13 protein-coding genes are annotated in these 14,024 nt (G+C 58.7%); 6 read left to right on the plus strand and 7 right to left on the minus strand.

From position 1 onward, the window contains the following. Positions 1-51: 51 nt before the first annotated feature. From HKD40_RS05660 to HKD40_RS05690, 7 genes are all read right to left on the minus strand, one after another. Positions 52-1,809 carry a PQQ-binding-like beta-propeller repeat protein gene (locus HKD40_RS05660; RefSeq protein ID WP_169194752.1) on the minus strand — a complete coding sequence of 586 codons (1,758 nt, stop codon included), beginning with the start codon at positions 1,807-1,809 and terminating at the stop codon, positions 52-54. A gap of 49 nt (positions 1,810-1,858) precedes the next feature. Continuing rightward, positions 1,859-2,449, minus strand: coding sequence for a c-type cytochrome (locus HKD40_RS05665; RefSeq protein ID WP_169194753.1), 591 nt, complete (start codon positions 2,447-2,449; stop codon positions 1,859-1,861). Positions 2,450-2,627: 178 nt separating this feature from the next. Continuing rightward, complete coding sequence (locus HKD40_RS05670; protein WP_169194754.1) at positions 2,628-3,449, minus strand: transporter substrate-binding domain-containing protein; 822 nt, start codon at positions 3,447-3,449, stop codon at positions 2,628-2,630. Then, entirely contained in the window at positions 3,446-4,261 is an 816-nt protein-coding gene (locus HKD40_RS05675) for an ABC transporter permease (RefSeq protein ID WP_248305919.1), read from the minus strand. The genes HKD40_RS05670 and HKD40_RS05675 overlap by 4 nt, the downstream gene beginning before the upstream one ends. Continuing rightward, positions 4,258-5,232: an ATP-binding cassette domain-containing protein gene (locus HKD40_RS05680; RefSeq protein ID WP_169194755.1), complete on the minus strand. Its 975-nt coding sequence runs from the start codon at positions 5,230-5,232 to the stop codon at positions 4,258-4,260. The genes HKD40_RS05675 and HKD40_RS05680 overlap by 4 nt, the downstream gene beginning before the upstream one ends. Positions 5,233-5,458: 226 nt before the next feature. Next, positions 5,459-5,788: a DUF2322 family protein gene (locus HKD40_RS05685; RefSeq protein WP_169194756.1), complete on the minus strand. Its 330-nt coding sequence runs from the start codon at positions 5,786-5,788 to the stop codon at positions 5,459-5,461. A gap of 88 nt (positions 5,789-5,876) precedes the next feature. Then, positions 5,877-6,854 carry a LysR family transcriptional regulator gene (locus tag HKD40_RS05690; protein ID WP_169194757.1) on the minus strand — a complete coding sequence of 326 codons (978 nt, stop codon included), beginning with the start codon at positions 6,852-6,854 and terminating at the stop codon, positions 5,877-5,879. 140 nt (positions 6,855-6,994) lie between these two features. Here HKD40_RS05690 and HKD40_RS05695 point away from each other — a divergent pair, with 140 nt between their 5' ends. The 6 genes from HKD40_RS05695 (at position 6,995) to HKD40_RS05720 (ending at position 13,981) form a co-directional block, all read left to right on the plus strand. Further along, a complete protein-coding gene (locus HKD40_RS05695) occupies positions 6,995-7,813 on the plus strand; it encodes an ABC transporter permease (RefSeq protein ID WP_169194758.1) in 819 nt (272 codons plus the stop codon). After that, positions 7,810-8,625: an ABC transporter ATP-binding protein gene (locus HKD40_RS05700; protein WP_169194759.1), complete on the plus strand. Its 816-nt coding sequence runs from the start codon at positions 7,810-7,812 to the stop codon at positions 8,623-8,625. The genes HKD40_RS05695 and HKD40_RS05700 overlap by 4 nt, the downstream gene beginning before the upstream one ends. Positions 8,626-8,748: 123 nt before the next feature. Continuing rightward, entirely contained in the window at positions 8,749-10,476 is a 1,728-nt protein-coding gene (locus HKD40_RS05705) for a DUF1800 domain-containing protein (RefSeq protein ID WP_169194760.1), read from the plus strand. 13 nt (positions 10,477-10,489) lie between these two features. After that, on the plus strand, positions 10,490-11,734 hold the full coding sequence (locus HKD40_RS05710) for a DUF1501 domain-containing protein (RefSeq protein ID WP_169194761.1): 1,245 nt from the start codon (positions 10,490-10,492) through the stop codon (positions 11,732-11,734). A 25-nt stretch (positions 11,735-11,759) separates the two neighbouring features. Then, positions 11,760-12,809, plus strand: a complete 1,050-nt coding sequence (locus tag HKD40_RS05715) for an ABC transporter substrate-binding protein (RefSeq protein WP_169194762.1) — start codon at positions 11,760-11,762, stop codon at positions 12,807-12,809. A gap of 320 nt (positions 12,810-13,129) precedes the next feature. Further along, positions 13,130-13,981 carry a sugar phosphate isomerase/epimerase family protein gene (locus tag HKD40_RS05720; RefSeq protein WP_169194763.1) on the plus strand — a complete coding sequence of 284 codons (852 nt, stop codon included), beginning with the start codon at positions 13,130-13,132 and terminating at the stop codon, positions 13,979-13,981. Positions 13,982-14,024: the final 43 nt, after the last annotated feature.

Genomic DNA, 14,024 nt, shown 5'->3' on the forward strand with positions numbered 1-14,024 from the left:
TAAACGAGAAAAGGGGCCGAAGCCCCTTTTCCAAATCGCACAGTCAGCAAATTACTTCTTTGCCAGCTTGTAAACGAAGATCGAGTTGCCGGTACCGGTTGGAAGCGAAACTTCCGGGTGAGCCGACGAGATCGACGAAGCCGAGTTCGAGTAACCGGTTGGGATAACGAGGTACTGTTCGCCGTCGATTTCATAGGTAGCTGGGTAGCCGCCGATCGGAGCGTTCAGACGCTGCGACCAAACTTCTTCACCGGTTTCCTGATCCCATGCCTTGAGGTAACGACCAGCGTCACCACCGAACACGAGGCCACCTGCGGTCGAGAGAACCGACGAGGTGATGGATGGACGCGAACGGACCTTCCACTTGTCTTCGCCAGCAGTTGGCGAAACGGTCAGAGCCTGAACCAGACCAGCTTCGGTGATGCCTTCTGGCAGAACGCGTGGGCCGAACTTAACTGCGCCAACAGCGTTACCCGCGGTGAATTCAGTCTGGGTCGGAGCAACGGTGTTGCAAGCTTCGTTCAGCGGAATGAAGAACGATGCGTTGTCTGGGTTGTACGAAGCAGCCTGCCACAGCTTACCACCGGAAACCGAGGTACAGATCATGTGGGTTTCGCCAACGGACGAGAACACGAGGTCTTCGTTGATGTTGACCTTGCCGTCTGCGTCGATCGAGGAAACAACGTTCTGAACAACGGTTTCCTTGGACCAGAGGTACTTACCGGTGTCGCGGTCGAGACCCCATGCGATACCGATCTTGCCTGGTACGGAGACAACCATCTTGTGCGTTACGCCGTCGACTTCCTGGTCAACCAGGATACGTTCGAACGGAGCGTCAAGGTCCCAGTTATCGCGTGGCAGGTGCGAGTAGTACCACTTCAGTTCGCCGGTCGAAGCATCGATAGCGAGGGTCGAGTTGGTGTAGAGCACGTCGCCATCGCCCGAACCACGGATGAGTTCTGCGTATGGGCCAGGCATACCGACACCCCAGTAGGTGGTGTTGGTTTCAGCGTCGTATGCGCCAGTTGCCCAAGGCGTACCGCCCCAACGGTTTTCTGGTGGAACGTCGCCCCAAGAAGCCTGCTGCTCTGGGTTGTTTGGATCGTTGATGGTGTTGAAGCGCCACAGCTCATCACCGGTCTCAACGTCGTGAGCCATGATGTAGCAGCCGCCAGCGGTGCCGGCGATCGAGCAACCCGAGATAGCCGAGATGATCTTGCCGTCAGCGATGACTGGACCGATGGTGTAGGAATAGCCGAGGTTGTAATCGAGAACCTGCTTTTCCCATGCGACCTTACCGTCTGCTGCGTTCAGCACAACGATCTTCGCGTCTGGAGTGGTCAGGATAACCTTGTCGCCGTAGAGGGCGATCGAGTTCTTCTGACGACGTGCTTGGTTGGCCTGGTACGACCAAGTTGCTGGGATTTCCGCAGCAGCGTGGGTGTACTTCCAGATCAGTTCGCCGGTCTTCGCGTCGAGCGCTTCAACGATAGCGTTGTTGGTCTGGAGGAACATGATGCCGTCGTGGATCAACGGTGCAGTTTCCTGGATGCCAGCAACAGCCATTGGCCATGCCCAAGCGAGTTCCAGATCACCAACGGTGTCCTTGTTGATCTTGTCGAGCTTGGAGTGACCGTGGTTTTCGTAGTTACCGCGCCACATCAGCCATTCTTCAGCTGGTGGGTTGAGCAGCATTTCAGCAGTGACCGGCTCGTAGCCTTCGATCACGTTCTGAGCAAAGCTCGGGCTAGCAACAGCAACGAAAGCCGTCGAGGCGATCAGCATGCTCTTGAGGACGTTCGATTTCATAAGATGCTCCTTCACGTGGCACATAGTCTGTGTGCCCGGAATTCTTAGATCAGTTAGCAACCGGCAGGGTTTTGCCGAAAGTGAATGCCTGCGGCACGGACGGCGCTGCTGGAGCGGCCGGTGCAGCTGGTTCAGCACCACCCGGGAGCTGCTTGCCCCAAGTGTAAGCCTGCGGAACGGCTGGACCCGTTGCCGGCGCGGCAACTTCGCTAGCTGCTGCTGCAGGGCGGTTAGCCAAGCCAGCTTCAACTTCTGCCTGAAGCGAGATCGCGTAGAGCAGATCTTCGTCGGCAACCATCGGTTCATCGCCCGGCTCTGCGCCGTTGAATTCCATGATGTATGCAACGATGTTCAGATAGGCTTCGTCGCCGAGGGTGCCAGCGCCAGATGGCGGCATAGCAACAGCGATGAAGTCATAAAGACCGCCTGCAGAATCCCAGTTCTGCATAACGTCCATGCCGAAAAGGCCTGGAGCGTCCGGGCCTTCAAGCTGACGGCCATGACATGCAGCGCACTGCTGGTCATAAACGATCTTACCAGCGGCTGCTTGTTCTGCGGTGAAGCCAGCAGCATTCGCTACGCCTGCAAAGGCGGTGAATGCCACCATAGCGGCAGTGAGCCGCTTAGAGGTTCGAGTCACGATTACCCTCCCAACAAGGTGAGGTGGAGCAACCAAAGTTGCTTTGGTTATTTGATACGGTCGTGCGGCAGAGCGTCGTACAGCCGTGGGAGCGTGAAGCCAGCAAACATCCGGTCGTTTGAACGTTTAAAGGCCTAAGGAGGTATAGGTTTCTCCTATCGGTAAGATCAATAGAAACTTATGATCCAAGTCGACCGATTTCCCCATCAATCTGATATCTTTCCCTTAGGAGTTCGTAGGCTTTTGAGGCCTTAACTTCCGATAATGAGTGAATAATTTCGGACTTTAGGGTTTGGTCGCCTTTCCACATGCCAATGGCTGTCACGGTGAGTTGAACGGACTGTTCGGGAAGCCAGAACAGTGAGAAGTCAGCATCTTCGAGGTTTGCGGATGCGGCTATAAACCGCTCCGTGACACCAAAACTGACAGCACCTGAAAGGAGTTCCGCCTTAAACTGTTCACTATTTCGCGCGGGTTTTGCCTTAAATCCACTCTCACGCAGCCAACCCGAGACGGCGAGGCGATTTAGCCCAGATGTGCCCGGCAAAACCGCAACCGAGTCGCCTGCGACAGGTGTGGTTCCATCGCGCGCGACCAGCACCCAGCCCGTCACAGCGTCGGTTGGAATCGTCTGCAAATAGCCGCGGGTGTGTTCGCTATCGGCAACGCCTCCTGCGATCACGTCGCATTGCGCGCGGGTCAGCAGCCAATTGCGTGGGTTAAAATCCGCGCCGATCGAGGCGAGCGTATTCACCACCAGCCGCAATCCCATGCGGTCGGCGATCATCTGCATCAGCTCGATGTCATAGCCCGGCGCTTCCGGATTGCCCGTCACCAGCGGCGGGAAGGCTGGTGGCACGCACAGCTTGATAAAGCCCGCGTCGCGCCGCTCCTTGAGCGAGGTGTCCGCTGGCAGAAAGCTCACCGCCGTCAGCCCGACAACGATAATGCCAATATTGATGGCCGTGCTCAGCCAGCGGTTTCGGCCCTTGCGCCTCATTTGCGGCCAAAGTCCCAAAGCGCGAGCAGGAAGAAGCCCACGGCCATACATGCCGTCATCGTCGGCCCGATATAGGCGGGGAACTGATTGAAGTTGATCAACACGCCGCGCAACATATCAACCGCATAGGTCACGGGGTTGATCTGCACCAGAAACACCAGCCATTCCGGATACATCACCGCCGTCTGCGTGCGCGTCAGCGCCGGATCAAGCGGGAACACCGAGGATGAGGTGAAGTAGAGCGGCAGGATGATGGTGTTGGAGAACACCCCAAAGCCTTCAAAGCTGCGCACCTTGCCCGCAAGCACCACGCCAAAGCACGTCAGCCCGAACGATAGCGAGAACATCAAAAACAGCGCCAGCAGCACCTGATCGACGCCCAGCGTCACATCGGCAAATCGCGCCAGAATAAGCACGATCGCGCCATGCAGGGTGGCAATCGTCGCCCCGCCCAAAACCTTGCCCAAGAGGATCAGCGGCCGGGGCAGGGGCGAGACCAGCACCTCGCGCAGAAACCCAAACTCTCGATCCCAGATCACCGACACCGCGAACTGGATCGAGGTGTACATGATGTTCAGCACGATCACGGCCGGGAACAGGAACTGCAGATAGGTATAGGGGATGACATAGCGCACCTCCCCATAGACCTCGCCGCGGAAATAGGGGTTCAGCCCCACGCCAAGAATAAGCAGCCAAATGAGGGGTCGGCTCACGCCCCCGATCATCTGCCCCCGGTCACGCGTTGCCCGCAAAATTTCGCGCAGCCACACGCCATGCACGCCGCGCAGCCAGATCATTGCCGTTGAACTCATCGTCTGCCCCCTCGGCGGCCAGCGGCCTTTTCTGCGTCACGCTTGCCCTCGGCTGTGTCGCGCAACGCGCGCCCGGTCAGCGACAGGAACACGCTTTCCAGCGATGGGTCCTGGAAGTGGATGCTGGCGAGATCGCCCTGATACTGCGCCAGGAACGCGTCAACCGCGCCCTTGTCGTCGGCCGGCAGCATTATCCGCCCATCGGCCATGGTCTGCCCACCGGCATAGCTGCCCAAAATCGCTTGCCCAACGGCCTCGCTCTTGGGCATCACCTGCAACCAGCGCCGGCCATATTGGGCCTTCAATTCGCCCGGTGTGCCCTTGGCGATAATCTCGCCATGGTCGATGACACACACGAGGTCAGCGCTTTCCACTTCCTCGATATAGTGGGTCGTGGTCAGCACGGTCAGCCCGCGCTCGGCGCGCAGCTTGTCCAAATAGAGCCAAATTCGATTGCGCGTCTGCGCGTCGAGCCCAACCGTCGGCTCATCCAAAAACAGAATTTCCGGATTGTGCATCAGCGCCCGCGCGATCTCGAGCCGCCGCCGCATCCCGCCCGAGAAATTGCGCACAATGTCGTCTTCCCATTCGGTCAGTTCGACCAGCGCCAGCACTTCAGCGCTGCGTTGCTTGCGCTCCTTGGGCGAGAGCCCATACACGCGTCCGTGGAAATCAAGGTTCTCCCAAGCGCTCAACCGGTCGTCGAGGCTCGAATCCTGAAACACCACGCCCAGCGAGCGTCTCGCCTTGGCCGATTGCTTGACCACGTCGAACCCGGCAATGCTCGCCGAGCCCGCCTCGGGGCGGCGCAGCGTGCACAAAATGCTCACCAGCGTGGTCTTGCCCGCGCCATTGGGCCCGAGCAACGCATAGCTGGCGCCGCGCGGAATGGTCAGGCTGACGTCTTTGAGCACTGTGTGGTCGCCATAGCGGGCAACGACATGGTCCACAGTCACAGCATTGGCCGTCATGGAAATGGGCCTTATCTCTTTGTTACTTGTCCGGGCGTTGCCACGTTTCCGCAGCGAGGTCAAAGCCAAGCTGTAACGCAGCTGCGCAGTTTTTGGTGACAACTGCTCCTGCAACACCCGGGTTCAATGCTAAATCTGAGCATTGTGAATGGCTTGCGCAATCCGGCTCAAACAAAAACGCCCCAAGCATAACTCGGGGCGTCCCAATTGCTTTTGCCGTTAAAACTCAGGCAGCAATCACATTGATTGTGAGCGCGTCGCCCGAAGAGACTACGTCGATCAGGCGGTCGATATTGGGGTGCGCGCCCGGATTGTTGCAGGCGTCTTCGGTGTGTTCACCAAAAACCAGCAAGCCATGCTCGGCGGCAGCCACGTTCAGCGCACCAAATTCCTGCTGCAGATACTGATAAACCTTGAGCGAGCCTTGCTTACCCGGCGCATTTTCAATGGTCGCCACAACTGCGCCCGCACCATCCACCAACTCAATCCGCGTCACCCCGTCGATAGCCGGGAGCAGGCCCAAATTCTCTTTAAAATCCGCGCCAGGTTCAATCATCAGTGCCTCGTAGAAGAAGAGAGTTTTGCTTCGAGGCCGTTTAGCAGGGAACGGCGGGAATGGGGAGAGGGGGCATTGCCCCCCCATCTCATCCCAGCGCCCGCGCCACCAGCCATTCCGGCGCGCCCACTGTCTCAGGTGCCTGATACCCCTTCGCCGTTGTTTCCAGCGCCCCAATTAGGCTCGCATAGGGTTCGGCGCGCATATATTGCGTCGGCACCAGCGCTACGATGCGGCGGATCTGGTTGGGGAACCGATAGAACGTCACCCCGCTTCGATCCAATCCATGCGCCACCATCAGCGGGGTCAGGCACACGCCATTGCCCGCGCTCACCAGCGCCATGGCTGTCTCAAAGCTCCGGCACCGAGCAGTGATGTGGTGGTCCGGCAAAACCCGATCATACCAATCAATGCTTTGGTTGGTGTGCTGCGTGCCAAAGGAAAATTGAATGGCCCGGTTGAGCTGTGCCTGCTGCTCAGCGCTGAGGTCATCGATGGACCGCGTTGCCTCCAGCTTGAGGCTGCTCGGCACCGCCAGCACATAGGGGTCTTCCAGAAGCGGCACCTGCACAAAGCCCACCCCGGCTTCCGCCACCGAGTTCGCCGCCAACAGCCCGATTTTCACCCGGCGCGCATAAAGATATTCGAGCACTTCATTGGGCGCGGCTTCCAAAATATCAAAATCCAGCGCATGGCCGCTGTCCTGCATGTCGGCTAAGGCCTGCGGCAGCAACACCCGCAACAGCGAGTTCACCCCGGCAATGCCGACGGTCATGCGCTTGCCGTCTTGAAACTGCTGCAGCCCGTCTTCGACCTCGCCTAGGGTGCGCAACAGATGCTCCACCTTAGGCAATAGATAGCCACCAGCCTCCGTCAGCGCCATTTCGCTAGCGCGCCGTTCAAACAGCAAAGTGCCTGTATTTGTTTCGAGCTTTGCCAGCTGCTGGGAGAGCGAGGGCTGGGTCAGGCCAAGCTGTTTTGCCGCCTTCGTCAGCGTCTTCGATTGCGCGACAGCCCAGAATATTTTTAGCTGGTGTAGCGTTAGATCGCGCGTGCTCAGGGTCACTCTCCTCGAATTGACTTCGGACAGCGCCGAAGCAGCGTGTAGCATCTTTGCTGGCTTTCCGTTAAAGCGCAAAGGGTCCCCGCGTCGATAGCTCTCATGCGACAGATGCGCAAACTTTCAGTCTGATCGGCACTAGTCGGATGAGCCTTAGGCCTACTACACCCTCCAAAACCACCCCGCGAAAGCCGGGCCAGCTCTCCGGTTCGGCCGTCTTCGGCCTCCAGATTCTGGTGGGTTTGGCGATTATTCTGGGCATGTTCGCCCTCAATGCTGTCGCTGGCAAACTGGTCATGCCCAAGCCCACCGATGTGCTCAATCAGAGCATTCGCCTGTGGTCCGATGGCACCATGCTCAAGGCTCTGGGCGAGTCGGTCACGGTGATTGGTTTGGGCTTTCTGCTCTCTGCGGTCAGCGGCATTCTGCTCGGCGTGCTGCTGGGTGGTAACCGGATTCTGGCCCGCGTTTTCGATCCTTTCGTCAACGCGCTGAACTCCACCCCCGGCGCAGCCTTCATCCCGCTGATCATCGTTTGGTTCGGCCTCTACACCGAAGCCAAGATTGTGGTGGTGTGGAACGCTGCGCTCTTCCCCATTCTCATCAACACCGCCGCTGGCATTTCCAATGCCAACAAGGATCTGGTGGAAATGGGCCGCGCCTTCGGTGCCAAAAAGGCGACCCTGTTCTGGCGCGTCATGGTCCCCGATGCGCTGCCCTCTATTCTCAGCGGCCTGCGCATTGGCGCGGCTATCTCCACGGTCGGCACGGTCATCGCCGAGCTGACCATGGCCCAGTCCGGCCTCGGCGGTCTCTTGGCGCAAGCCGGCAATCGCTTCCAGATGGATCGTTATTTTGCTGTTGTTCTGGTGCTCATGGCGCTGGGCACAGCGCTGACTGCGCTCTTGCGCTATATCGAGCGCCGCCTTGGCCGCTGGCGCGTTGCGCAGGGAGAAGCCTCATGAGCCGCGCCCCGATTATTTCCGTCAAAAAAATCACCAAGACATTCAAAAACGGCGAAGTGACCGCGCTGCAGGACGTCTCCTTCGACGTTGCTGAGGGCGAGTTTCTGTCCCTTGTCGGCCCCTCCGGTTGCGGCAAGACCACGCTTCTGCGCGTCATCAATGGCCTGATTGATGTTGACCATGGCGAGGTCATCTCGCTTGGCCAAGCGCCAGAGCCCGGTCCCGATCTGGCCATGGTGTTCCAATCCGCGCGCCTCCTGCCGTGGCTCACTGTCAGCGGCAATATCGAGTTCGTGCTCGAGCTGCGGGGCATGGGCAAAACCGAACGTCGCCAGCGCGCCGATGCCTTGCTCGGGGCCGTCGGCCTCCGCGATTTCGCTCAGGCCTTTGCTCACGAACTCTCCGGCGGCATGCAGCAGCGCGTTGGTCTCGCCCGCGCTTTGGCGGTTGAGCCAAAAGTTCTTCTTATGGACGAACCCTTCGCCGCGCTCGATGCCATCACCCGTGAAGTTCTCCGCCGCGAGCTTTACGAAATGTGGGCCCGTCGCAAGACGACCATCGTCTTTGTCACCCACGACATCGAAGAAGCCATTCTGCTCTCCCAGCGCATTGTGCTGCTGAAGCCGCGCCCCGGTCGCGTCGATAGCGTCATTAATGTCGATCTGCCCGAGCCGCGTTTCGCGCAAGACCCTCGCACTTATCCCCAGTTCGCCGCCTATCGCTCCAGCATTTGGCAGCGCATTCAGGACATGGCCAAAGAGGGCACAAAGCTTGAGGAATTGTCCGGCGCTTTTCCCAAGGAACTGCCATAGCTTAGCGGCATAAGCTTTTCCAATAGCACGCATAGAGTGAAGCGGGCGGCGATTGATGGTGAGTAATTTCCACGTCGGAGATTTCTTTGCGCGAAAGCGTGTTCCGGCGGCTTAGGAACTGCCATGACTACGCCTTGTACGGAACGCCTTGCCCCCATTAGTCCAGCGCATTGGACGCGGGAAACTGCAGCCCATCTGCTTGAACGCGCGGGTTTCGGTGGCACTCCGGCAGAAATCGATCGCCTCGCCGCCTTAGACCCTGTCTGTGCCGTCCGTAGTCTGGTGGGTTACCACTCCTATTCGGTGAATGTGGCTCTGCCCACTTTCGAAGCCTCCGACATCTGGGACGATAGTCTCGTCCAGTTCCCGGTCAGCCGTCCTGCCGCCACCGAAGGGGCTGAGCGCACCGGCGAGGCTATGGGCGTTAAGGTCAAGCCCGCAGGGTCCCGTCCGCTTCAACCCGTCACCAACCGGTTCTTCTATTGGCTCCGCGCCACGACGCTCGAAACGCGCCGTCTCTCCATGTGGTGGCTTGATCGCATGGTGCGCACTTCCGCGCCGCTCGAAGAAAAGCTCACCCTGTTCTGGCACGGCCATTTCGCCGTCTCCGAGGAAAAGCTCCGCGACGTCCGCAAAATCGCGCTCTATCTCGAAACCCTGCGCACCCATGCCGCTGGCAATTTCGGCGATCTGCTCAACGCCATCTCCAAAGATCCAGCCATGCTGGTGTTTCTCGATGCTGCGCAAAACGTCAAAGGCGCCCCCAATGAGAACTTTGGCCGTGAGGTCATGGAGCTCTTCACCATGGGCGTCGGCCATTACTCGGAAGACGATATCCGCGAAGCCGCCCGTGCCTTCACTGGCTGGGGCAATGACGATCTGAAATTCGTCTTCGATCGCGCCAAGCATGACGGTGGCGAAAAGAACTTCCTTGGCTACACCGGCGCTTTCAACGGCGACGATATCCTGCGCATCATTCTCACCCAGCGCCAAACCGGCATCTATATCGCCTCCAAGCTCTACCGCTTCTTCGTGCGCGAAGACCTCAGCCCCGCCTTTGCCGAAGAGCTTGGCGCACTGATGCAAGCGCTCAATTACGACATCTCGGCCTTCCTCGAAGAGCTGTTCCTCTCCGAAGATTTTTATAGCCAGCCTTCCGTTGGCACCCACATCAAATCGCCCGTCGAGCTTCTTGTCTCGACTTATCGCAAGCTCGGTCTGGCTGAACTGCCCACCATTCCCGATCCTGTGTCCGTCACCAAGTCCTTGGGCCAGGTGCCGCTCTATCCGCCCACCGTTGCGGGTTGGGGTTCCGGTCGCTCTTGGATGACCCCGGGCCTGCTCTTCGAGCGCGGTAATTTTGCCAAGGAAGTGATGTTCCCCAACATCATCGAATTCCGTGATCCGCTCTACAATCCCGGCGCTGAAGTGCGCCGCGTCAACGCCAATATCAATGCTGGCATGGAAATCACCAAAGCCACTTTGGAAGAGGGGGCATCCCCCAGCGCGACCGCTGGCATTCAGGAAGCCTTCAACACGCGTTACGCCAGCCTTCAGGGCTATAACGAAGCGCTCCGCCGCTTAAAACCAACGCCCCGCTTTGCCGCAAACTTCTCGCTGTCGCAGCTGGTTCTCGCAGCCGGCGCTGAAACCACCGAAGCGGCAGTCGATCATCTGCTTGTGCGCCTCCTGCGTGTGCCGATCGCCCCGCCGGCCCGCCAAGCCCTTATCGACACGCTCGACGCCGAGCTTGGCACCACCTCTCTTCTCGAAGCCCAGACCTATATGGAATACGGCCTCCGCCTTGTCGCGCACATGATTATGAGCGCGCCCCAATATCAGCTGGCGTGAGGAATTTTTGACCATGGCCAAAACTCCAAAACTCTCCAATACCGAAAAGCTCAACCTGATCGAGCAGGGCTATTCCTCTATGGTCATGAACGGGGCAGGGGGCATCACCACCTCGCCCGTGTTCTCCAAAGTCGCCGACGCTCAGGCCAATGATCGTATTCTGGTGATCGTCGAACTCTCCGGCGGAAATGACGGTCTCAACACCGTCGTGCCCTATGCCGACGACGCCTATTATCGCGCGCGCCCCAATCTCGGCATTCGCAAAGAAAAGTTGCTCAAGATCGACGATCACATCGGCTTCCAGCGCACCATGACCGGCTTTGAGCGTCTCTACAAAGACGGCAATATGAGCATTGTGAACGGCGTTGGTTATGACCAGCCCTCGTTCTCGCACTTCTCGTCCATGGCCTTCTGGCAGACCGGCGCACCGAACTCTGGCGAAGCTTATGGCTGGCTTGGCCGCATGGCAGATGCCATCGACCCGCAGGGTCACTCGACCAATTTCCTCGTCAACATCGACGACAGCCAGTCGCTCGCCGTGCGCTCCATGCATCACGTGCCGCTGGTCTTCAACAATCCGGACAATTTCACTCGTCGCCTGCTCGACGAAGAACACGCTGCCATTGCCGCGCTCGACCGCAACTATGGCAATGGCTCGACCAATGCCTCCGAGCAATTCCTGCTCGACATTGCTGCCAGCGCCAACTCATCCGAGCAATTGGTCCGCGACGCTTGCTCGTCTTATGAGACCCCGGTGGATTACGGCCTCATCCCCTTCGGCCTAGAGCGCGTTGCCGCTCTCATCGCTGCCGATTTCCCGACCAAGGTCTACTACGTTCCCTATCGGAACAACGCCTTTGATACCCACGTCTATCAGTCCGATCTGCATGCGCGTCTGTGGTCCTACACCTCAGATCACATTGCCGGTTTCGTTGAAGACATGGAGCGCATTGGCCGCGGCGACGATGTTGTCGTCATGGTCTTTTCTGAATTCGGCCGTCGCGTCGGTGAAAACACCAGCCTCGGCACCGATCATGGCACCGCCGGTCCTGCCTTCGTCATCGGCAAGGGTGTTAAGGGCGGTCAATACGGCGCCATGCCGAGCCTGACCGATCTCGACGACGGCAACCTCAAATACACCACCGACTTCCGGCGCATCTACTCGACCCTGATCAATGGGTGGATGGGCTACGAAAACACCTCAGAAATCCTGAAATCCGACTTCGCCCCAATCGACTTGTTTGCCCGAAATCATTGAACCAACGAGAAGCAGAGAAAATCCGATGTCTCTTACCCGCCGTTCTATTCTAGCCGCTGCTGCCTTCACCCTTGCCAGTGCCACTGCCATGACTGGTGCCTTCGCCCAGCCTGCCGACATGCTCGAGCTCAAGCTGGCGCTCGGCACTGCCGACGTCAACTTCAACCCCACCACGGCATCGGTCTATCGTCTTGCCGACACTCTGGGCTTTTACGAAAAGCACGGCGTAAAGGTTGAGATCGTCGCGCTTGATGGCACGCCACAGGCGGTTGCAGCACTGAACTCGGGCGCAGTCGACATCGCCGACATCTCCATCGACGCAGCGGTTCGCCTCCGCGCGGAAAATGATGTCGCCATCAAGGGCTTCACCTCCGTTGCCCTCGGCAACCCCTTCCTCATCGCCACCAAGACCGACATCACCTCCGTTGAACAGCTCGTTGGCCGTAGCTACGCCGTCGCCGATAACGGCAGCTTGGACTACAACCTCTCGCGTGCTGTGATCGACAGCTTCGGCGTCGACATTGACGGTCCAGATTTCGTCGCCATTGGCGCGCCAGACATTCGCGTTCAGGCCCTGGCCGTCGGCCGTGTCGATGCGACCACCGTCTCCTTCGGCACCTATCAGTCCATCGCTGGCACTGAAGGCGTCCACGTTCTGGTCGATGCCGACGAGTTCGCCAAGCGCTCGCCTGGCCAGTCCAAATTCGTCGCCGCTCTGGAGCCGACCCTTGAAGGCAAGCGTGAAGCCCTTCAGCGCTTCACCAATGCTCTCGCCGATGCATCGCGCACCATGCAGCAGGATCCGCAAATCTGGATCGATGCGATCTCCGCAGCCCGCGAAGACCTGACCCCAGAAGCGATCAAGTCGACTGCCGAGATCAACGTCCGCCGTTGGTGCGTCAATGGCTGTATGAACCCAGAGAGCCTCGACAAGACCGTCGCCTATGCCTACTCGACCGCTGATTTTGCCGAAGTGAAGGAAATCCCGGCCAGCGACGTTTACGACGCCAGCTTTGCCGAAAAGATGATGGAAACCCTCGGCAAAGCCGAAGGCAATATTCTCGACGCACGCTAAGAGGCACATTTCTGCCAAAAACCCCTCGGCGCGGTGACCATGCCGCGCCGGGAGCCCATAAAGGCTGGCCAAAAGCCAATAATTGGCCCATTGAGGCCACTCAAACGCCCCAGCAATTTCACGCCTGTAGTCTCCCGCATTTCCCCTCGAAATGCGCCAGCACAAACGCGCTAAGCCCTTACGTCACAGTCCCTTTTCCGTTGTTCATGCCCGCCCCAGGCGTCCATGGCAAAATCCCCATATCCATCACAGGCGACTAGCCGAACCAATTTCTTGGTCGCATAGTGCCCAAACCGTTGGAGGACGGTTTTGGAGGACTTATGAAGCTCGGCATTAACCTGCTCTGTCTAACCGATTTCGTGACAGAGGATCACCTGCCCATTCTGCGCCGCCTGAAGGCTCTGGGTTATGACGGCGTCGAAATCCCCATCCTCTCCGGCGAGCCCGACCATTACGCGTGGCTCGGTCGCCAGCTTGACGCCATTGGCTTAGAGCGTTGCGCCACAGCTATCGTGCCAACGCCCGATGTCAGCCCCATTGCGGCAGACCCAGAAACCCGCGCCAAAGGCCGCGCTCACCTCAATTGGGCGCTCGATTGCGCCATTGCTCTGGGCGCGCAAAGCCTAGGTGGGCCCATGCACGCGCCCATCGGTCACTTCACCGGCTCCGGTCCCACCGAAAGCGAACTCAACTACGGCGTTGAAGCGCATCGCGATCTCGCGCAACGCGCTGAAAATAATGGTCTTTTCATAAGTCTTGAGCCGCTTAATCGCTTCGAGACCTATTTCCTCAACACCACCACCCAGTGCCGCGATTACGCGCTTCGTGTGGACCATCCCGCCTTCAGGATCATGTACGACACCTTCCACGCCAATATCGAAGACGGCAACCAAGTTGCTGCCTTTCAAACCGTCGCGCCCCATGTCGGCATCGTCCATGTTTCAGAAAATGATCGTGGCATTCCCGGTCGCGGTCACATCGACTTTGCTCATATTTTCAACACGATACGCGCATCGGGCTATGACGGCTGGCTCACCCTTGAAGCCTTTGGTGCCGGTCTGCCTGGCATAGCCGCCGCCACCCGCGTCTGGCGCCCGCTCTTCCCTGATCACGAAACACTCTTTGCCGAAAGCGCCAGCTTCATTCGGCAGACTTGGGCTGACGCAAAATAGGGCAGGGGCGAGGACTTATCCCCGCCCCCAAAGAAGGTGCCAC

Source organism: Devosia sp. MC1541, from assembly GCF_012847305.1.
Taxonomy (GTDB): Bacteria; Pseudomonadota; Alphaproteobacteria; order Rhizobiales; family Devosiaceae; genus Devosia.